13 protein-coding genes are annotated in these 19,085 nt (G+C 73.6%); 10 read left to right on the forward strand and 3 right to left on the reverse strand.

Annotated elements, in window-relative coordinates:
* The first annotated feature begins 3 nt into the window (after positions 1 to 3).
* From P1V51_16840 to P1V51_16855, 4 genes are read left to right on the forward strand one after another with little or no spacing between them, the layout of a single operon-like run.
* A complete protein-coding gene (locus tag P1V51_16840) occupies positions 4 to 2,184 on the forward strand; it encodes a VWA domain-containing protein (GenBank protein MDF1564710.1) in 2,181 nt (726 codons plus the stop codon).
* Positions 2,184 to 4,115, forward strand: a complete 1,932-nt coding sequence (locus tag P1V51_16845) for a BatD family protein (GenBank protein ID MDF1564711.1) — start codon at positions 2,184 to 2,186, stop codon at positions 4,113 to 4,115. Before P1V51_16840 ends, P1V51_16845 begins: the two co-directional genes overlap by 1 nt.
* The gene (locus P1V51_16850) at positions 4,112 to 4,963 is read left to right on the forward strand and encodes a tetratricopeptide repeat protein (GenBank protein ID MDF1564712.1); all 852 of its coding nucleotides are present in this window, start codon (positions 4,112 to 4,114) and stop codon (positions 4,961 to 4,963) included. The genes P1V51_16845 and P1V51_16850 overlap by 4 nt, the downstream gene beginning before the upstream one ends.
* A 1-nt stretch (position 4,964) precedes the next feature.
* A complete protein-coding gene (locus tag P1V51_16855; GenBank protein MDF1564713.1) occupies positions 4,965 to 5,366 on the forward strand; it encodes a response regulator in 402 nt (133 codons plus the stop codon).
* Between the two features lie 332 nt (positions 5,367 to 5,698).
* On the opposite strand, the gene P1V51_16860 is transcribed toward P1V51_16855, so the two are convergent.
* Complete coding sequence (locus tag P1V51_16860) at positions 5,699 to 6,445, reverse strand: RNA methyltransferase (protein MDF1564714.1); 747 nt, start codon at positions 6,443 to 6,445, stop codon at positions 5,699 to 5,701.
* On the reverse strand, positions 6,442 to 7,176 hold the full coding sequence (locus P1V51_16865) for a hypothetical protein (protein MDF1564715.1): 735 nt from the start codon (positions 7,174 to 7,176) through the stop codon (positions 6,442 to 6,444). Before P1V51_16865 ends, P1V51_16860 begins: the two co-directional genes overlap by 4 nt.
* A gap of 166 nt (positions 7,177 to 7,342) precedes the next feature.
* On the opposite strand from P1V51_16865, the gene P1V51_16870 reads away from it, so the two are divergent.
* The 6 genes from P1V51_16870 (at position 7,343) to P1V51_16895 (ending at position 16,096) form a co-directional block, all read left to right on the forward strand.
* Positions 7,343 to 8,701 (forward strand): CapA family protein, encoded by a 1,359-nt coding sequence (locus P1V51_16870; protein ID MDF1564716.1) that lies wholly within the window; start codon positions 7,343 to 7,345, stop codon positions 8,699 to 8,701.
* Complete coding sequence (locus P1V51_16875; protein MDF1564717.1) at positions 8,698 to 11,139, forward strand: hypothetical protein; 2,442 nt, start codon at positions 8,698 to 8,700, stop codon at positions 11,137 to 11,139. The genes P1V51_16870 and P1V51_16875 overlap by 4 nt, the downstream gene beginning before the upstream one ends.
* 14 nt (positions 11,140 to 11,153) lie before the next feature.
* Entirely contained in the window at positions 11,154 to 12,563 is a 1,410-nt protein-coding gene (locus P1V51_16880; protein ID MDF1564718.1) for a sulfatase, read from the forward strand.
* A gap of 72 nt (positions 12,564 to 12,635) precedes the next feature.
* Positions 12,636 to 14,522 carry a hypothetical protein gene (locus P1V51_16885; GenBank protein ID MDF1564719.1) on the forward strand — a complete coding sequence of 629 codons (1,887 nt, stop codon included), beginning with the start codon at positions 12,636 to 12,638 and terminating at the stop codon, positions 14,520 to 14,522.
* An 80-nt stretch (positions 14,523 to 14,602) separates the two neighbouring features.
* Positions 14,603 to 15,193, forward strand: a complete 591-nt coding sequence (locus P1V51_16890; GenBank protein ID MDF1564720.1) for a TetR/AcrR family transcriptional regulator — start codon at positions 14,603 to 14,605, stop codon at positions 15,191 to 15,193.
* Positions 15,194 to 15,232: 39 nt separating this feature from the next.
* On the forward strand, positions 15,233 to 16,096 hold the full coding sequence (locus P1V51_16895) for an alpha/beta hydrolase (protein ID MDF1564721.1): 864 nt from the start codon (positions 15,233 to 15,235) through the stop codon (positions 16,094 to 16,096).
* A 4-nt stretch (positions 16,097 to 16,100) separates the two neighbouring features.
* Here the strand turns inward: P1V51_16895 and P1V51_16900 are convergent, their stop codons facing one another.
* Positions 16,101 to 19,070, reverse strand: a complete 2,970-nt coding sequence (locus P1V51_16900; protein ID MDF1564722.1) for a tetratricopeptide repeat protein — start codon at positions 19,068 to 19,070, stop codon at positions 16,101 to 16,103.
* Between the last annotated feature and the right edge of the window lie 15 nt (positions 19,071 to 19,085).

Below are 19,085 nucleotides of genomic sequence, written 5' to 3' on the forward strand. Positions count from 1 at the left end.
ACCATGCTCGACGGCTGGACCTTCACCCTGCTGGGCTACAAGGCGCGCCTGCTCCACCCGGAGTACGGCCTGCTGCTGGCCGCCGTCGTCTTCGGCGGCATCGCCCTCTTCCTGGCGGCGGTGGGCCACGCCGCGCGGGTGCGGCGGATCATCCCGACGCGCCTGATGCCCAGGGTGCTGCCCGGCTACTCCCCGGCCCGGCGCTACCTGCGCCTGGGCTCCGGGCTCTTCTCCGGGGTGCTGATCTCCCTGGCCCTCATGCAGCCGCAGTGCGGCAGCGGCAGCGAGCTGGCCCGCAAGGTGGGCATCGACGTGGTGGTGGCCCTCGACGTCTCCCGCTCGATGCTCGCCCGGGACGTGAAGCCCTCCCGCCTCGACCGGGCCCGGCTGGAGCTCACCGACCTCATCGACCACCTCGACGGGGATCGCTTCGGCCTGGTGATCTTCGCCGGCACGGCCTTCGTGCAGTGCCCGATGACCACGGACTACGCCGCGGCCAAGCTCTTCCTCCGGGCGGTGGACGCCTCCCAGATGCCCACCCAGGGCACCAACCTCTCGGCGGCCCTCGGCGCGGCGGCCCAGCTCCTCTCCTCCCGGGAGGGGGCGAGGGGGAAGGTGGTGATCCTCCTGACCGACGGCGAGGACCACAGCGGCCGGGCCCTGGAGGCGGCGAAGACGCTGGCGGAGACGGGCGCGCGGATCTTCACGGTGGGCATCGGCTCGCCCGGCGGCGAGCCCATCCCCATCGTCTCCAAGCACGGCGATATCATCGGCTACAAGAAGGACGACGCCGGCAACACGATCCTCTCCCGCCTGGACGAGGAGGGGCTGAAGGCGCTGGCCGAGGCCGGCAAGGGGGTCTATGTCGCGGCGGGGACGGCCGGCGCGGGCATCGACCAGGTCATCGAGCGGATGGAGGAGATGGAGAAGACCGAGTTCGAGGCGCGGCTGACGACCCGCTACGAGGATCAGAGCGCCGTCTTCCTGGTGCCGGCGTTCCTCTTCCTCGTCCTCTCCATGATCATCCGCCCGGGCAGCCGCCCGCGGCCGCCGGTGGCCGCTCGCGGCGGGCAGGCCGCGAAGCCGGCGGCGAGGGGGGCGAAGGCCGCCGCGCTGCTGCCCTTCCTCCTGCTGGCGTCGGCGCCGCTCCTCGGCGGCTGGCGCCTCCTCGAGTCGGAGGACCCCGCGGTGGAGGCCGGCAACCAGGCCTACGCCCGGGGCGACTACGACGACGCGGTGAAGGCCTACGACGACGCCCTCGGCCGGCTCTCCCGCCCCGAGGAGGGCGAGGCGCGGGCGCGGGTGCAGTTCAACAAGGGCACGGCGCTGGCGGCCAAGGGGGAGATGGACTCGGCCCGCAAGGAGCTGCAGGCGGCCCTCGCCGGCGCCGACGACGGCCTGAAGGCCACCGACTTCTACAACCTCGGCACGGGGCTGCTCACCACCGGTGATCCGAAGGGGGCCGCCGACGCCTTCATCCGCAGCCTGCAGATCGATCCGGCCAACGCCGCCGCCCGGCACAACCTCGAGCTCGCGCTGCGCGCCCTGAAAAAGGAGGAGCAGCCGCCCGAGAAGCAAGACGAGTCCTCCGACCAGAAGGAGCAGCAAGAGAGCGAGCAGTCCCAGGACGAGTCCGACCAGCAGCAGGAGAAGGAGCAGGCCGAGCAGAAGGAGGAGCAGGAGGGCGAGGGCCAGGAGCAGCAGGACGAGCAGGACTCGCAGGGGGAGCAGCAGGACGAGTCCGAGGGCCAGTCGAAGGAGCAGGAGCAGGACGCCGAGCAAGAGGGCCAGGACGACCAGAGCCGGGAGCAGCAGGAAGGCGAGCAGGGCGACCAGCAGCAGCAAGAGCAGCAGGGGGAGGGCGAGCAGCAGGAGAAGGGCCAGCCCGAGCAGGGCGGCGGTCAGGAGGAGAGCGCCCGCCAGCAGCAGCAGGAGGAGCAGCAGGGCGAGAGCCCGCGCCCCGACCCCGAGGAGCAGGAGGGGGAGCCCATGGAGGTGAAGGAGGCCCAGGCCGGCGAGGAGGGGGGCGACCAGAAGGCGCCGGCGAAGGGGGCCATCGCCTCCGAGGAGGCCGAGCGGATCCTCGACGCTCTCTCCCGGGGCGAGAAGCCCCTCCAGATGCAGCTCTTCCGGGTCGGCGAGTACGAGGAAGAGGAGCCCCTGCCCGGGGGGAAGGACTGGTGATGCGGCGCCTGCTCACGAGCCTGCTCTCGGGCGTGATCGTCGCCGGGCTGCTCTGGCCCGGCCTCGCCGAGGCGAAGGGCGCGTCCTTCTCGGCCAGCGTGAGCCGGGACAAGCTCGAGGTGGGCGAGACCCTCACCCTCGAGGTCACCCTCACCGTCGAGGATCGCAACAAGATCTCGCAGATCACCCTGCCGGGCCACGAGGGCTTCGAGCGGATCTCCTCGACCAAGTCGAGCCAGATGAGCTTCAGCTTCGGCTCCGGCGGACAGAGCCTGCAGCAGACCGAGGTCCACACCCTGGTGCTGCGGCCGACGAAGACCGGCGCGCTCACGATCACCCCGGGGGTGCTCGTCTACGACGGCAAGACCTACAACACCCGCTCCCTGGTGGTGACCGTGCTGAAGGTGGGGCAGGGGCCGAAGCCACCGGCGCAGCCCCCGGGCGGCGGCGCCAGCCCCTTCGGGCCGGGCTTCGGCGGCGGCGGGAGCGGCCAGCCCGACCCCTACGATCCCTTCGCGGGATTCAACCCCTTCGACATGCTCCGGGGGGGAGGCGTCGCGGCAGGCGACGACGACATCGTCCTGCGGGCCACCGTGGACAAGAAGAAGGTGCTCCTCGGGGAGCAGATCACCTTCTACGTGCAGGTGCTGACCCGCTTCGACATCGCGGACTTCCCCACCTTCAACCTGCCCAAGCTCGACGGGTTCTGGGTCGAGGACCTCGCGAGCCCCAAGCGGATCACGCCCACCGTGAAGTACATCAAGGGCGTCCCCTACCGCTCGTACCTCATCCGCCGCAAGGCGCTCTTCCCGGTGCAGACCGGCAAGGTGACCATCGACCCGGTGGAGGTGGAGATCGCCACCGGCCTCGGCTTCCTGCGCAGCGGCCGGACGGTGACCCGCCGCTCGAAGCCCATCGAGATCGAGGTGCTGCCCCTCCCCACCGAGGGCCGCCCCGAGGGCTTCCCCTCGATGAACGTCGGGGAGTGGAGCTTCGACGCCTCGGCCTCCGCCGACCGGGTCCCCCTCGGCCAGACCCTCACCCTGCGGCTGCGGGCCAGCGGCGAGGGCAACCTCGACTCCCTGGTGCTGCCCACCCTGGAGGAGGTCGACGGCTTCAAGGTCTACGAGCCCACCGAGAAGGTGACGCCGAAGATCCAGGGCACGCGCTTCGGCGGCACCAAGGTCTCCGAGGTGGTGCTGGTGCCGCAGCGCAGCGGCACCCTGCGCATCCCCCGCCTCTCGCTGGCCCACTTCGATCCCGAGCGGGGGCAGTACTTCGTGCGCCGCAGCGATCCCATCGAGATCGAGGTGAGCGCCGGCGCCGGGGGTCAGGCGGCCCTGGCCGGCGGAGCCGCCGCCGGGAACGGCGCCCCCAAGGGGCCCACCAACCTCCTCGACCCCGAGGGCCTGCGCACCATCCGCTACTCCTCCGATCTGCGGCGCGTCCAGCCCGAGCCCTGGCACGGGCCGGTCTTCGCCTGGGTGCTCGCGCTGCCCCTCGGGCTCTTCCTGGCCTTCCTCCTGGGCGATCGCGTCCGGGACCACCTCCAGCGCCGCGCCGGGGCGGACCCGGGGCGCAAGGCCCAGGGGCTGGCCCGCGCCAAGCTGAAGGCCGCCCGCAAGCTCCGGAAGAAGGGGGCCTGGGGTGAGGCCTTCGCCGAGACCGAGCGGGCGCTCCTCGACTACGTCGCGGAGAAGAGCCGCATCCCCGCCCGCGGCATGCCCCGCCCCGAGCTCTCCTCGCGGCTGCTGGAGCTGGGCTTCGAGCCCGAGGCGGTCGACGCCCTCTGCACCGTCCTCGAGCGCGCCGAGACGGCCCGCTACTCGCCTGGCGAGCCCACCGCCGAGCAGGTGGACAGCCTGCTGGAGAAGGCCGCCGAGGTGCTGGCGGCCCTCGCCGACGGCCCCTCGGGGGAGGTGGCGCGATGACCCTCCGGAATCGGGCCGCGCTCGCGGCGCCGCTCGCCGCTGCCCTCCTGGCGGTCCAGCCCCTGGCGTGGGCACAGGGCGAGGCGCCGGCCGAGGCCCCGGGCGGCGGGGCGGCGGCGGCCACCTCTCCCCGGACACCGGCCGAGGCCGAGCTGCTCTTCCGGCGCGCCAACGACACCTTCCTCTCCGGCGCTCCGGCGGAGGCCGCCCGCCTCTACACCCTGCTGGTCGAGGCGGGCTTCGGCAGCGCCGACGTGCACTACAACCTCGGCACCGCCGCCCTGAAGGCGGGGGATCTGGGGGTCGCCGTCCTGGCCTTCGAGCGGGCGCTGCGGGCGGACCCGGGGCACGAGGACGCCCGGGCCAACCTGGAGGCGGCGCTGGAGCGGAACGTCGACGAGGTGGTGGGCGCCGACGAGGGGCCGCCCTTCTTCGAGCGCCTGGCCCGGCGCCTGCCGGTGGCGCCCATCGCCTGGGGCTTCGCCGGGGCCTGGGTGCTCCTCTTCGGCGGGCTGCTCCTGCGGCGCCTCCAGCGGCTGCGCGGCCTGGCCACCACCGCCGCCGTCCTGGGGGGGGTGGCCTCCCTCCTCCTGGGCGCGGCGCTGGCCGATCTCTACTGGTACCGCGAGACCGTGCACCGGGCGGTGGTCACCGCGCCCGCGGTGAGCGTGCGCAAGGGGCCGGCGCCCCGCTTCGAGACGGCCTTCGAGATCCACCAGGGGCTGGTGGTGCGCGCGCTGGAGGCCGACGGCCCCTACCTGCGGGTGCAGCTGGCCAACGGCCTCGAGGGCTGGGTGCGACGAACGGACGTGGAGCCCATCGGCCGTGCGGGGTTACACTCTCCCTAGTATGGACACCGAGAGCTACCGGATCCTCCTGGTGGAGGACGAGCCTGTGATCCAGGAGCTGGTCTCCAGCATGCTGGGGGGCGAGATCCGCGGTCGCAACGTCGAGCTGAGGGTCGTGGCGAACGGCGCCGAGGCCGTACCGGCGGCGAAGCGGATGCTGCCCGACCTGGTCCTGCTGGACATCGTCCTCCCGAGCCTGGACGGCATCGCGGTCTGCCGCCTGATCAATGCCGATCCCGCCCTGGGCCACACCCGGGTCTGCATGCTCACCGCCAGGGCGAGCGCCCGCGATCACCAGGACGCCGAGGCCGCCGGCGCCGACGCCTACGTCGAGAAGCCCTTCAAGGGGATGGATCTGATCGAGCTGGTGGAGAACCTCCTCACCGGCGAGGCCTTCCGCTGACCGGCTGAGGGGAGGCCTCCCCGGGTCTGAGGCTTCGACTCCCCAGCCGGACCCCACCCCCGGACGCCCGGTGCGCCGCAGCGCCCGCGGATCGCGCGCTCGGACGCCTCGCGGCGCTTGGCCCGCTTGTTGAAAGAGCCTGGGGTGCGAAGCGGCCGCCAGCCCCCATCGGGGGAGGGTGGGCGGTTCGAAGAGTCAAACAGATCGAGCCGGGGTAGCCCGCGACCCGCCCCGGATCAACCTGGCCGCCTCTGCATGGTGCAGGGGCGGTTCTTTTTTACGGGGGTGCCGCGCACCCCCGCCCCGCCGGGTCCCTACTCCCGTACGAATCGTCAACCAGCGCCGATCCGGTACTGCAGGCGGCGCAGGAGGGAGACGATCATCCCCCCCTCCCGCTGGTTGGGGTGGCCGTGGAGCAGCACCCGCTCCAGCTCGTTCAGGATGCGGTCGGGGCTCTGGGGATCGAGGAAGTCGACCTCCAGCAGGAGGGCCCGGGCCTCGGTGCGGATGCGCTCGAGGACCCGGGGGTCGAGGGGCTCGGTCCCGGCCTCGCTCGCCTCCGGCGGAGGGGCGGGGGCCTCGGCCTCCGCCCGCAGGCGGGCCAGCTCCCAGCCGTGGAGGAGCACGGCCTGGGCCAGGTTGAGGGCGGGCGCGGCCTCGTGGGTCTCGATCCGGGAGACCAGGTGCGCCTTGCGGATCGCCCAGCCGGGCAGCCCGCTGCTCTCGTTGCCGAAGAGGAGGGCGACGCGCTCACCCGCGGCCTGCTGCTCGAGGATGTAGCGGGCCGCCTCGGTGGGGCCGACGCTGCGATCCCCGTGGCGCACGCGGGCGGTGGTCGCCACCACCCGGCTGAAGTTGCCCCAGGCCTCCTCGAGGGCCGGCGAGACCATGGCCTGCTCCAGGACCTCGGCGGCGCCGGCGGCCACCCGCCGGGCGTGGGCCAGGTCGAAGCCGGAGGGGTCGGCCAGCAGGATCCGGGTGAGGCCGAAGTTGGCGCAGGCGCGGGCGGCCGAGCCCACGTTCACCGGCGAGCGCGTCTGGTGGAGGACCACCGTGACCGAGCCGGCGGGGAAGCTCAAAAGCTCACTTCCCGGACGGCCTCGCTGCGCCGCGGCAGGAGGGCCTCGACGGCGGCGCCGACGATCATCGAGAGGCCCGCCCCGAGGAGGACGCCGCCGGGCCAGCGCCGCCCCTCCTGCTCGGTGGCCAGCATCAGCACCCCCGCGCCTCCGACCAGGAGGCCCGAGCCGGAGAGGACCCCGGTGGTGGTCCAGGAGCGGGGGCGGGTGTGGACCACCCGCTCGGTGGCCCCCCGGACGGCCTCCCGCGGGAAGATGGCGACCAGGTCGGCGTAGGTCTTCTTCTCCAGGGCCAGGTCGCCCTCGGGGGCCCCCTTGAGCTCCCGGGCGGTGACCACCCGCAGGGGCAGGTGCAGCTGGCCCTCCTTCTCCTCGAGCTGATCGAGGCTGCCGGGGAAGGACATCAGCCCCCGGTCGTCGACGACGTCGATCCAGCCGCGATCGCAGGGGCGGCAGAGGAGGGTGAGGGAGCCGCTGCTCGCCCGGCGCACCTCCACCTCGGGGGCCTCGCTGATGCCGGTGGCCGGGGAGACCAGCCGCGCCCGGGCCTCGGAGGGGCCGGCGGCCGGGGGGGCCAGCCACTTCGCGGGATCGGCGTCCGGGGGTGGGACCGCCAGCCCCACCCGGGTGGGATCGTCGAGCTTCAGCTCGGTGATCGCGCTGCGGGTCGCGCAGCCGGTCGCGAGGAGGAGGGACAGGGCGAGCAGGGGCAGGGTGCGTCGGGTCTTCACGATGGGAGGTTCTACACCCTTTCGAGGGCTTCGAACGACACCCCTGCCCCGGGAATCCCGATCGGCCCCGAATGGAATCTCCCGGTCGACGGTTCGTCCCACCGGGCGCACCTTCCCTCCGCTCCCCTTCGCATCCGGCGCCGCTCGTGATCTCCTACGGCCTCCCATGACCTCGATCCTCCTCGCCCTGCTCGCCCTGAACCCCTCCGCCGACCTGGCCGCAGGCAAGGCCGCCCTGCGCGCCAAGGATCCGGACGCCGCGAAGGCCGCCCTGCAGCGCTGCGTCACGGCCGCCCCCGAGAGCGTCGACTGCCACTGGGAGCTGGGCTGGGCCCACTGGCTCTCCCGGGACTGGGACGCCACCGTCGAGAGCTGGGAGGTGGTCGAGCGCCTGGCGCCGGACCACCCGGAGCTCGAGCGCTACCTGGGCGAGGCCCGCGGCCAGCAGAAGCTCCGCGCCGAGCTGAAGGCCGAGGAGGCCGCCGCGCCCACCCTGCCACCGGCCGCCGCCGCGCCGGGCGGGCCGGCCGCCGGGGCCCTCGACTCGCCCCTGCCGATGAAGCTGCGCCTGCGGGCGGTGGGGGACGTCATGCTCGGCACCGACTTCCCGGCGGGTCACCTCCCCCCCGAGGACGGGGCCCGGATGCTCACGGCCGTCGAGGCCCTGATGCGCGACGCGGACCTCACCTTCATCAACCTCGAGGGCCCCCTCTGCGACTCGGGCGAGACCCGGAAGTGCGCCAAGGGGGGCAACTGCTACGCCTTCCGGACCCCCACCCGCTACGGCAAGTTCCTGAAGGCCGCCGGCGCCGACCTGGCCTCGACGGCCAACAACCACAGCGGGGACTTCGGGGAGGAGTGCCGCCGCGAGACCGAGGCCACCCTCGACGGGCTGGGCATCGCCTGGTCGGGGCCGCCGGGGAGCATCGCCACCGCCGACGCCGGGGGCCTGCGGGTGGCGATGATCGCCTTCCACACCTCGGGCGCGACCAACAACGTGAACGATCACCAGACAGCCCAGGCGCTGGTGAAGCGAGCCCAGCGCGGCCACGATCTGGTGATCGTCTCCTTCCACGGCGGGGCCGAGGGCAAGAAGGCGCTCCACGTCCCCGAGGGTGGGGAGAGCTTCTACGGAGAGAACCGCGGTGACCTGCGCAAGTTCGCCCGGGCGGTGATCGACGCCGGCGCCGATCTGGTCCTCGGGCACGGGCCGCACGTGCCCCGGGGGATGGAGCTCTACCAGGACCGCCTCATCGCCTACTCCCTGGGCAACTTCGCCACCTACGGTCGCTTCAACCTGTCGGGGCCCCTGGCGCTGGGCTACGTCCTGGAGGTCGAGCTGGCCTCGGACGGCCGCTTCGAGGGCGGCCGGATCTTCTCGACCCGCCAGGAGGGCAAGGGCGTGCCCGTCCTCGACGAGCACGGCGAGGCCGCCCAGCTGATCCGCAAGCTCTCCCGGGAGGACTTCGGCGAGCGCGGCGTGCGAGTGGCCAAGGACGGCCGGATCCTGAGGCCCGCAGGATGAGGGCCGCATCGTCGCTGTCGATCGGAGGCCTGCTCCTCTTCGCCGGGTTCGCGCTGGCCCGCCCGCCCGAGGCCCGGGCCGCCGACCCGGCCGACCCGGCCGATCCCCACGCGCCCACGCCGAGCGAGGCCATCGCCGCGGCGAAGGCGGGCGGTCCCGCCCGGCTCGTGCCCGGCGGCGAGGCCGTCGACGGCGTGAAGAGGGACGAGGTGCGGGTGGTCCGCCCCGGGGAGGAGATCGACGAGGGCGATCTGGTCGTCGACGAGCGGGGGAGGGCAACCCTGGCCGTGGTGCGCCGTCGAGGGGAGGGCGAGGAGATCATCGTCCTCCGCACCCGCACCCCCGAGGGGAAGTTCGCTCCCACCGAGGTCGTCAGCCCCAAGGCGACGAAGGGCCAGCGGGCCTGGCACCCGCGCCTGGCCACCGGGCCGGAGGGGGCCGTCTGGCTCACCTGGTGCGGGATCGCGAAGGCCGAGCGGGGCAAGCACCGGCGTGAGGTCTACCTGCGCCGCATCGCCCCGAACCGGGCGAGGCCTCGCATCACCGTCTCGACCGGCCTGGAGGCCAGCGACGATCGTCACTGCGATCCGGTGATCGCCGTGGATGGAGAGGGCGGCCCGGTGGTGGCCTGGGAGGCCGGCGAGCGCATCGCCTGGCGGCGCTACGACGAGCAGGGCAAGGCGCGGGGCCCGGCGAGCTTCGCCTCCGCGGGCCCCCTCGACCGCCGGCCCTCCCTCCTGGTCCGCGGCGACGAGGTCCTGCTGGCCTGGGACCGCTGGGTCGATCACCGCGACCTGCGCTCCCGGGATCCCACCTACGAGATCTGGCTGCGGCGCGGTGAGGCCGCGCCGGAGCAGCTCCTGGCCGACCCGGGGATCGAGGCGGCGCCCCACCTCTTCGCCGGGCCCGGCGGCGAGGCGTGGATGGTCTTCCACCAGACGGTCCCGCCGGGGCTGGTGAAGACGACGCGGCTGGTCGCGCTCGGGCCGGAGGGCCCGACGACCCTCGCCGGCGAGGACGCCCTCGGCGGCGTGGTGAACGAGGGGGAGAGCCAGGGCGCCGAGTTCCCCGCGGCGGTGACCCTGCCCTCCGGGAGGGTCGTGGCCGTGAGCCGCCCCTCCCAGGGTGCCTTCCTCCACCGCTTCGACGAGGGCGGCCGCCGGCCGATCCTCGATCTCACCCGCCGGGGCTGGGGTGCCCGGGGCCGCCGGATGGCCATCGCCGCCGCGCCCGACGGCAGCGTGCTGATCCTGCGGCGGGCCCGGCACGAGGTGGTGCTCGAGCGCCTGCTCGTCCCGCCCGGCGGCGCCCCGAAGCTGGAGACCGGGCTCGCGCGCTCGCCGCGCTCCGCCTGGCCCTACACCCGGCCCACCGCCAGCCCCCCCGCCTGGCAGCCCGGCCCGGTCCTCTTCGGCGACGTGCACATGCACTCGGCCATCAGCGACGGCACCGGCGCGCCCGACGAGGTCCTCGCCCGAGCTCACACCCGCGGCCTCGACTTCGCCGTGCTCACCGATCACGACTACGTGGTGGGCAGCCAGATGGCGCTCTCGGAGCACGACGAGATCTCCTGGCTCACCGATGTCTTCGATCGCCTGCCGCAGTTCGCGGCCCTCCACGGCTACGAGTGGACCACCCCGCCGGTGCCCACGGGCTTCGGGCACCGCAACGTCTACTTCCGGGGCGCGCCCCCGGAGACCGTCTTCGGCTCGAAGGGCGTGGCCCCGACCACCGCCGACCTCAACGCGAAGCTGGCGAAGGAGAAGGCCTTCACCGCGCCCCACCACACCGCCTGGACGGGCACCGACTGGGAGGGCTACCAGCCCGAGATCCAGCGGCACTTCGAGGTTGTCTCCGCCCACGGCGCCTTCGAGGGGAAGGACACGAGCCCCATCGCGCCGCGGGGAGAGCTCGAGGGCTTCTTCGCCCTCGACGGCCTGAAGGCCGGGCACGTCTTCGGCTTCCTCGGCGGCTCGGACGGTCACGGCCTGCTCTGGCACCACGGCATCGCCCGCCGGGCCGACTCCTGGGCCCTGGGGCTGACCGGCGTGCGCCTCGGGGTCGAGGCCGACCCCGAGGATCGCGGCGCGCTCTGGGACGGGCTCTTCGCCCGCCGGACGGTGGCGACCTCCGGGGTGCGGATGGAGGCCTACCTGCAGGTGGGCGGGCTGGCGCCGGGCGAGGTCGGGACGGTCCCGGCCTCGGCGCCGGTGCGCATCGCGCTGCGGGCCCGCCGGGCGCCGGTCCTGCTGCAGCTGGTGCGCGACGGCCAGGTGGTCTGGGAGACGACGACCTCCACGCCCACCTTCGACCTGGACTGGAAGGACGAGGGCCTCGCGCCCGGCAAGCACTTCCACTACCTGCGGGCCATCGTGGGCCAGAGCGCGGGTGAGGCGGAGGTGGTCTGGACCAGCCCTATCTTCTCGACGGTGGAATGAGGAACGAGAGAACGATGCGAACGATCACCACGCTCTTCACGCTGATGGCCCTCTTCCTCCCCCTGCACGCGAGGGCAGGGGAGGGGAAGCCGGCGGGCGAGGCGAGGCGCCTCAACGTCATCCTCATCTCGGCCGACACCCTCCGCGGCGACATGCTCGGGGTGAACGGCAACCGGGAGGTGAAGACCCCCCGCCTGGACGAGCTGGCCTCGCAGGGCGTGAACTTCCGCCGGGCCTACACCAACATCACGACCACCACGCCCTCCCACGCGGCGATGCTGACCTCCCTCTACCCGCGGGACCACCGGGCCTACGACAACCAGTCGAAGATCTCCTCGGAGATCGTGACCCTGCCCGAGCGGCTGAAGAAGGCCGGCTACCACACGGCGGGGATCGTCAACATGCCCTGGCTGAACCCCGACGTGACCGGCGTGACCCAGGGCATCGACGAGCTCGCCCGCGGGGACCACATCCGCAAGGCGGAGAAGACCGTCCCCTGGGTCCTCGACTTCCTCGACCGCCGCAAGGCGAAGGCCGAGGAGCCCTTCTTCCTCTTCGTGCACCTCACCGACAACCACACCCCCTACCACGCGCCCGAGGGCCACGACCGCCTCTACTATCCGAAGGACAAGGATCCGAAGGCGGGCCTGCCCGGGAGCCTGCAGAAGATCTGGCCCCTCTTCCCGAAGGACCACATCGACAACGTCTACGTGAAGCGCTGGATCGGCGACATCGCCGACGCCGACTACGTGGTGGGGGCCTACAAGGGCTCCGTGACCTGGCTCGACCGGTGGATGGGGAAGATCTTCGACCGCCTGAAGGCCAACGGGCAGTGGGAGGACACCCTGGTGGTCTTCACCGCTGACCACGGCGAGTCCCTCGGCGAGCACGGCCTGTGGTTCTGCCACGGGGGCCTCTTCGAGCCGACGACCCGCATCCCGCTGATCCTGCGCATCCCGGGCGGACCCGCGGGCGCGCAGGTCGAGACCATCGTCGACACCGTCGACATCGTGCCCACGGTCCTCGGCCGCCTCGGCCTGGAGGCCCCCGGCTCGCTGCGCGGCGAGGATCTGTGGCCGGTGATCGAGGGCAAGGTGAAGGCCGGCGGCGCGGCCTACCTGCAGCACACCGGCAACCAGCTCGAGGGCGTGGTGACGCCTCGCTACAAGCTCGTCCTCCACCGCAAGACCCGGACCGACATCTACGCGGCCTACCCCATCGAGCGGGGCCGGGTGGAGCTCTACGACCTGGAGAAGGATCCGGGCGAGACGAAGAACATCGCGAAGGCGAACCCGAAGGTGGTGGCGGAGCTCACGGCCCTGATGAAGAAGCTGCGGGCCGGCGGGCCCAGCTTCGAGGCCGGCGCCGCCAAGGTCGACGCCGACACCGAGGAGGCCCTGCGCGCCCTGGGCTACGTGCAGTAGGCGCCCACCGCGGGGCGATCCCGCCGGCGGGCTGCGCTATCCTCCCGGCTCCCCAACCGGCTGGAGGAAGCCATGCGTCGAAGCCGTCACGCGATCGTCTCTCTCGTCACTCTCGCTCTCCTGGGCGCGCTCCTCGCGCCCGCGCCCGCCCGGGCCGAGCCCCTCGTGCGGATCGCCAACGGCTTCACGCCCCACCCCTACGTCTCCGAGGTCATCAAGGTGAAGATGGACCGCGTCTACATGTCGGACGCGGGCTTCTCGAAGTGCGGCAACTACTTCACGACGAAGGAGCCGGCCTTCACCTTCGAGCTCACGGAGAAGTTCACCGACCTGAACCTCTACTTCACCACGCCCAGCGTGGTGGTGGTCTTCCCGAACGGGGCCTACGCCTGCAGCAACCAGGGCAACTTCCTCTTCCCCGAGTGGCCGGCGGGCACCTACAAGGTCTTCTACCACTCGTCGGCGATCGGGGCCTCGTCCCCGGTGCGCATCGAGCAGCCCCAGCGGATCAAGCGAGAGGTCTTCGAGGCCTTCGGCAAGACTCCGCAGATCGTCTTCGACGAGAGCGCGACGACGAACCCCCAGTTCGTCGAGCTGCCGCCCACCCCCGGTGCCATGGCCCGGGAGCTGGAGTTCGGCTGCGCCAAGACCGGCACCACCACCGTGCGGCCGCTCGCCCGGATCGAGGTGAAGACCCAGGGGCTCTACCGCCTCGTCGTCCCGGGCGCGCCCCTGATGGTCGCCTCGCCGACGGGCTGCGTGCAGGAGGAGTCCTACCGGCGCAACAACACGATGTACAACACCCAGTACTCCCTGGCGCCGGGCAGCTACTCGCTCTGGACCCACGTCGAGGAGGAGCCGCGGACCCTGACCCTGCAGGCCGGCGACGACCAGCGGCCGCTGCTCTTCGGCGAGGCCGAGGTGAAGGAGCTGGGTGGGCTGGCCGAGCCGATGCTGATCTCGGGCACCACCCGGCCGGGGGAGCGCTGGCCCTCCCGGCGGAACGCCTGCACCGGCCGGAGCGTGGCGCGGGCGCCGGACTTCTACTTCCAGACGACCGAGCCCCTGCCCCAGGTCGAGCTCTCGCTCTTCCGGAACCGGGAGAAGGTCGCGTTCCGCCTCTACGGTCCGATGGACTCGGTGAAGCCCTACAGCCAGATGATCTGCGACGAGACCCGGCGCACCTTCGGCACCCTCGACGGCAAGTACGCGGTCTGGCTCGCCGCGGCGCCGAAGGCAGAGGCGTCGAGCTACGACCTGCTGGTGATGCGCAAGGACCTCAAGGTCGATCCCATGCAGACCCTCAAGCCCATCCCCGAGACCCTCGAGACGATCGGGGAGCGGGTGGTCTCCGACCACTACCCCTTCTTCGGGCGGATGAGCCACGCCTACCTCTTCCCCAAGGCCCCCGATCGCCTCTTCGTCTACGCCGCGGCCGCCTTCCCGAGCGGGGAGCAGAAGGTGCTGGCGGGCGAGCCCCTCCTGGTCCTCGGGGACCGGAACGGGAAGCTGCAGCTCGCGCGCTACGACGGCGCCGAGGTCCAGGCCACGCCCGATCAGCTGGTGGTGGAGAAGCCCGCGAAGCTCGCGCTCCCGAGGAAGCCCGCCTTCCAGCCCGCCAAGGACTACGACGGCGCCTGGAAGCTCGTGGGGCCGCCGGATCAGAAGATCGTCGACCGGATGAACGCCGTCGCGAACAAGTACCACGCCTGCGTCGGTAGCTGGATGCGCAAGAACGATCCCACCTGGGGCAAGGACTACGAGCTGGTCTACGTGAGCGGCCGCCACGCCGGGAAGACGATGTCGGACCGCAAGTTCGAGCAAGCCGCCGTGGTCTGCGGCGAGGCGAAGGTCATCGCGGCCGAGAAGAACTTCGTGAAGCAGATCAACCTCGCCGCGAAGAGCCGGGCCGCGCGGCACCTGCAGCAGGTGCGCAAGCGCTTCGCCATCCGGCCCTGAAGTGCCAGGAAGGGCCTCCTGGAGGCCGGGAGCGGTGGTTGCTCGACAGATACGAACGGTCGTTCTATTCTGTGGGGGCCATGAGCAAGGGCGAAGAGACACGGCAGGTCATCCTCGGCAGCGGCCTGGACCTGGTGAGCGAGGTGGGCCTCGAGGGCCTGACCATCGGCAGCCTGGCCAGCCGGGTGGGGATGTCCAAGAGCGGCCTCTTCGCCCACTTCGGCTCCAAGGAGGAGCTGCAGTGCGCGGTCCTCGACGCGGCCGCCGAGAGCTTCGTCGAGGTGGTGCTGCGGCCGGCCTTCCGCGCGCCCCGCGGCGTGCCGCGGATCGAGGCGCTCTTCGAGCGCTGGCTGCGCTGGCCGGAGCAGGCCTTCAGCGGAGGCTGCCCGATCATCGCCGCGGCGACCGAGCTCGACGACCGCCCGGGACCGGTGAGAGACCGGCTCCTCGTCCACCTCGGGGATCTCTACGGCTCCCTCGCCCGCGCCGCCCGCCTCGCGGTGGAGCAGGGTGACTTCCGCGCCGACCTCGAGCCCAAGCAGTTCGCCTACGAGCTCTGGGCCAACATGGTCGCCTACCACCACCATCACCGGCTCTTCGATCCGGCGGAGGCCCGGCAGCGGGCCCGGCGGATGTTCGAGGAGCAGCTCGGCCGCGCCCGGCCGGCTTGAACCGATCTTCACGCCCGAACTCCAGCAGAGGGTGACCTCATGCCAGCAAATAGCACGACCGTTCGTATGATGCAGACCGGCGCCCGGGTCCTCTCCACGGTCTCGCCTCCGCTCGGCGCGAGGGTGCTGCAGCGCCTCTTCCTCACCCCCATCCGCCACCGCACCCCCGAGCGGGAGCTCGGCTGGCTGCGGGGGGCGCGGCGCCTCGTGGTGAGCTTCGACGAGACCCGGCAGCTGCCGGTCTACCTCTGGGGGCGGGGACCGACCATCCTGCTGGTGCACGGCTGGTCCGGGCGGGGCTCCCAGCTCGGGAGCATGGTCGCTCCCCTGCTCGAGTCGGGCTACCGGGTGGTCGCCTTCGACGCGCCGGGGCACGGGGCCGCGGACGGAGATCGCTCGGCCCTGCCGGAGCTGGCGCAGGCCATCGAGAAGGTCGTGGAGCTCGTCGGTCCGATCGAGGGGGTGGTCGCGCACTCCCTGGGCTGCGCGGCGGCCTCCCTGGCCCTCGCCCGGGGGCTGGAGGCCCGGCGCCTCGTCTTCCTCGCGCCGCCCTCGAACCCCGGCGCCTACCTCCAGCGCGCCGCCGAACTCCTCGGCTTCAGCCCGCGGGTCGCCGCGGGGGCGCGCTCGCGGATCGAGGAGTCCTTCGGCGTCGACTTCGACGACGCCCGCATCGAGCGCCTCGCGCCCCGGATCGCGGCCAACCTCCTGGTCATCCACGACTCGGGAGACGAGGAGGTGCCGCTGGCCGAGGGCATGGAGGTGGTCGCCGCCTGGCCCGGCGCCGAGCTGAAGATCACCCACGGCCTCGGACACCGGCGCATCCTGCGGGACAGCGCGGTGGTCGAGGCGGCGATGTGCTTCCTCACCCGGCCGGAGGACCGGGAGGACGAGGCCGCCTGAACCTTCAGCGCAGCTCGGCCTGGAGCGCCCGCGCCGTCTCGGCGTAGAAGCCCTCGCCGGCGAGCTTCAGGTAGCGGGCGATCGAGCGGCGGGCGGGGGCCTTGCGATCGAGGCGGGCCAGGAGGCGGCCGAGGTGGAAGTGGACGTCGACCAGCTCGGGGTCGGCCTTCAGCGCGGCGCGCAGGAGCTTCTCCACCTCGCCCGGCGGCGGCTCGGGCTCGCTCAGGGCCAGGTAGAGATCGAGGGTCGCTCGCTCCCGCGCCGGGAGGGCGTCCATCGCCTCGGCCAGGGGTGGCCCCTGCAGCGCGCGCAGGCTGCTCATCGCCTTGGTGGCTGCGTCCGGGCGGCCCGTCCGGTGCAGGGCGACGACGCGCAGGAGCCCCAGGTCGCGGCGCCGCGGGGCGAAGATCAAGGCGGTGTCCAGGGTCTCCAGGCAGCCCTCGGCCTCTCCCCGCGCGAGGCGCAGGCGAGCGAGGACCTCGAGGGCGGGCAGGGAGTGGTGACCGGCCCGCTCCAGGGCATCGAGGGCGACCTCGGCGGCCTCCGGCTGGCCCGCGCGCTCGAGGGCGAGGCCCCGCACCAGCTGGCTGGCCAGCGCGGCCGGGCTCGACTCGCCCTCCGGCAGCTCCCGGGGCGCGGGCAGCACCGCCAGCGCCGCCTCGTGCTCGCCCCTGCGCAGGTGGAGGTGGGCGGCGAGGAGCCGGTCCTCGGGGCCGCCCTCGGCGAGCGCCTGCACCTCCGGCCCGGGGGTGTCCCCCGGACCGGCCGACGCCGCGAGGCGGGTCAGCAGATCCAGCTCACGCGCCCGCCGCTCGAGGAGGTCGAGCTCGGTGTCCGGAGCCCCCGCGCCGGGGAGGGCGCCGAGGCGCTCGCTCTCGAGGCGGAAGGGCCAGACCTCGCCCGGGGTGGGCACGATCCGGCCGAGGGCCAGCGTGATCGTCGCCGCCTCGCGGTCGGGCGCGGCGCCGCTCCCCGCCGCGAGGATACCCAGCAGGCGGGCGAGGTGCGCCGCCTCGGGGTGAGCGCCGGCCGCCTCCCGGTGCTTGCCGCCCTCCGCGAGCTCCCCCTCGCGCAGGGAGGCCACCGCGAGCACCAGCTCGGTGCGGCCGACCAGCACCGGATCGTTCACGGCGGCCAGCGCCGAGGCCAGGGCGGCGCGCCCGGCGGCGAGCTCCTCCTCCCCCCGAGCGAGGTACCAGAGCAGCTCGTCGGCGTGGGCCTGGAGGTCCGAGGGATCGATCCGGCGCAGGGCGGCCAGGGCGGCGCTCACCTCCCGGGCGGCCCCGGCCTGGCCGGCCAGGCGCAGCAGGCTGCGGTGGGTGCCCGCGTCTTCCGGCGCCAGGGCCAGGGTGGCCGAGAGCTCCCGGGCCGCCGCGGGGAGGTCCCCGCGGGCGAGGGCCAGGCGCGCCAGGCTCCGGTGGGCCAGCGCCCTCGCCCGGGGCGGCTGCTCGCCGGCCGGGTCGGCGGCCACCCGGCCCAGGGCCTCGATGAGGGTCGCTCCCCGGGGGGTGAGCCGGGCCAGGCGCTCCCGCAGCTCGGAGGAGAGGCGGCCCTCGGCCGCCTGCAGCTCGGCGAGGGTGGCGAGGGCCAGCGGCGAGCCGCCGGCCTCGGGGGAGAGGCGCTCGAGCAGGCCCAGCGCCGCCGCCGCGTCCTCGGAGGTGCCGCCGTGGTGGGCCAGGCGCAGCGCGAGGGCCTGAGCCCGCAGGAGCCGGTCCGCCTCGTCCTCGCTCGGGGCCAGCGCGTCGGCGAGGCGCGAGAGCTCCACCCGGGTGTCCCTCGCGAGGCGCGCGCCGGGGCTGCCCTCCACTGGCAGCGCGCCGCTCCCCCCGTCGCCGAGACGGACGAGGGCGCCCAGGCCCAGCCCGAGCAGGAGGGCGAGGGTGGCGCCGAGGGCGAGGCGCCGGCGGTCGGGCCTGCCCCTCCCGGTGACGCCGCGGCCGGGCCCGGCCAGGAGGCGGCCGCCGAGGACGGCGTTGAGCACGTCGTCCACGCCGACGTCCAGCTGGCCTCCGCCCCGGGCGTGCGCCTCGGGCATCGCCGCCGCGAGGCCGGCCAGGACCTCGCCCGCGGCGGCGTCGTCCTCGCTCCCGTCCGAGAGCTCGGAGAACTCGAAGTGAGGTAGCCCCGGGGCCGGCTTCGCCTCGGCCGCCGCCTGGGCCCCCAGCAGCGGCAGGTCGGGCTCGCCCTCCAGCACCGGCGGGGCGGCCTCGGGCGCTGGCCGCTGGCGGCGGTGCCCGAGCCCCGGGGCCGGCCCGAGGTAGAGGACGCTCTTCTCCTCGTCCTCGGTCAGGGCCCGGGGGGTGTCCGGGGCGGTGGGGGCGGGCGCCTCCTCCTCTTCCTCCAGGCGAGCGGCCAGGCTCAGCCCGGCGGGATCGGTCAGGTCCGGCTCGGCGCCGCTCGCCCCGAAGGTGGGCAGCCCGTCGAGGACCTGGGTCTCGTCGGGCTCGGGCTCACCCGGATCGGTCTTCAGCGCCCGCAGCGAGGGATCGGTGGAGCGCAGGATGAGCGTGCGCTCGCCCGCCTCGTCCGTGGGATCGACGATCACCGTGAGCCCCTCGCGCTCGGTCGTCTCCCTCGCCCGCTGGATGAGGGCGTCGAGGCCGGGCAGCGGGCGATCCGAGAGGCGGAAGGCGCGCTGGAGCATGACCAGGGCCACCTCGGCCCGCCCGCCGTGGAGCAGGGCCTCGCCGAGATCGCGATGGGCGCCGGCGTTCTTGCGGTCCAGGGAGATCGCCTGCGCCAGGAAGGGCGCCGCCTCGGCGAAGCGCCCCTGCTCGGTCAGGGCCCGGCCGAGGGTGGCGAGCAGCTCGGCGTCGGAGCCGTGCTCCCCGTGGGCCTCGCGGCAGAGGGCCTCGGCGCTCCGGGCGTCACCCCGCGCGAGGCGCTCCTTCGCCATGGCGAGGGTCGTGCGAACACCTCGCTGAACCCGGGCGCCCTCCTTCGCCCTCGAGCCTCCCTCGTCCGAGCCGGCCATCGCAGACCGAGCCTA

The organism is Deltaproteobacteria bacterium (assembly GCA_029210625.1).
Classification (GTDB): Bacteria; Myxococcota; Myxococcia; order SLRQ01; family SLRQ01; genus JARGFU01.

What these genes read in the sequence shown, in the direction of transcription:
- P1V51_16900 (MDF1564722.1), bottom strand. Translation starts at nt 19,070, where the DNA reads ATGGCCGGCTCGGACGAGGGAGGCTCGAGGGCGAAGGAGGGCGCCCGG.
- P1V51_16850 (MDF1564712.1), top strand. Translation starts at nt 4,112, where the DNA reads ATGACCCTCCGGAATCGGGCCGCGCTCGCGGCGCCGCTCGCCGCTGCC.
- P1V51_16895 (MDF1564721.1), top strand. Translation starts at nt 15,233, where the DNA reads ATGCCAGCAAATAGCACGACCGTTCGTATGATGCAGACCGGCGCCCGG.
- P1V51_16855 (MDF1564713.1), top strand. Translation starts at nt 4,965, where the DNA reads ATGGACACCGAGAGCTACCGGATCCTCCTGGTGGAGGACGAGCCTGTG.
- P1V51_16845 (MDF1564711.1), top strand. Translation starts at nt 2,184, where the DNA reads ATGCGGCGCCTGCTCACGAGCCTGCTCTCGGGCGTGATCGTCGCCGGG.
- P1V51_16870 (MDF1564716.1), top strand. Translation starts at nt 7,343, where the DNA reads ATGACCTCGATCCTCCTCGCCCTGCTCGCCCTGAACCCCTCCGCCGAC.
- P1V51_16890 (MDF1564720.1), top strand. Translation starts at nt 14,603, where the DNA reads ATGAGCAAGGGCGAAGAGACACGGCAGGTCATCCTCGGCAGCGGCCTG.
- P1V51_16880 (MDF1564718.1), top strand. Translation starts at nt 11,154, where the DNA reads ATGCGAACGATCACCACGCTCTTCACGCTGATGGCCCTCTTCCTCCCC.
- P1V51_16840 (MDF1564710.1), top strand. Translation starts at nt 4, where the DNA reads ATGCTCGACGGCTGGACCTTCACCCTGCTGGGCTACAAGGCGCGCCTG.
- P1V51_16875 (MDF1564717.1), top strand. Translation starts at nt 8,698, where the DNA reads ATGAGGGCCGCATCGTCGCTGTCGATCGGAGGCCTGCTCCTCTTCGCC.
- P1V51_16885 (MDF1564719.1), top strand. Translation starts at nt 12,636, where the DNA reads ATGCGTCGAAGCCGTCACGCGATCGTCTCTCTCGTCACTCTCGCTCTC.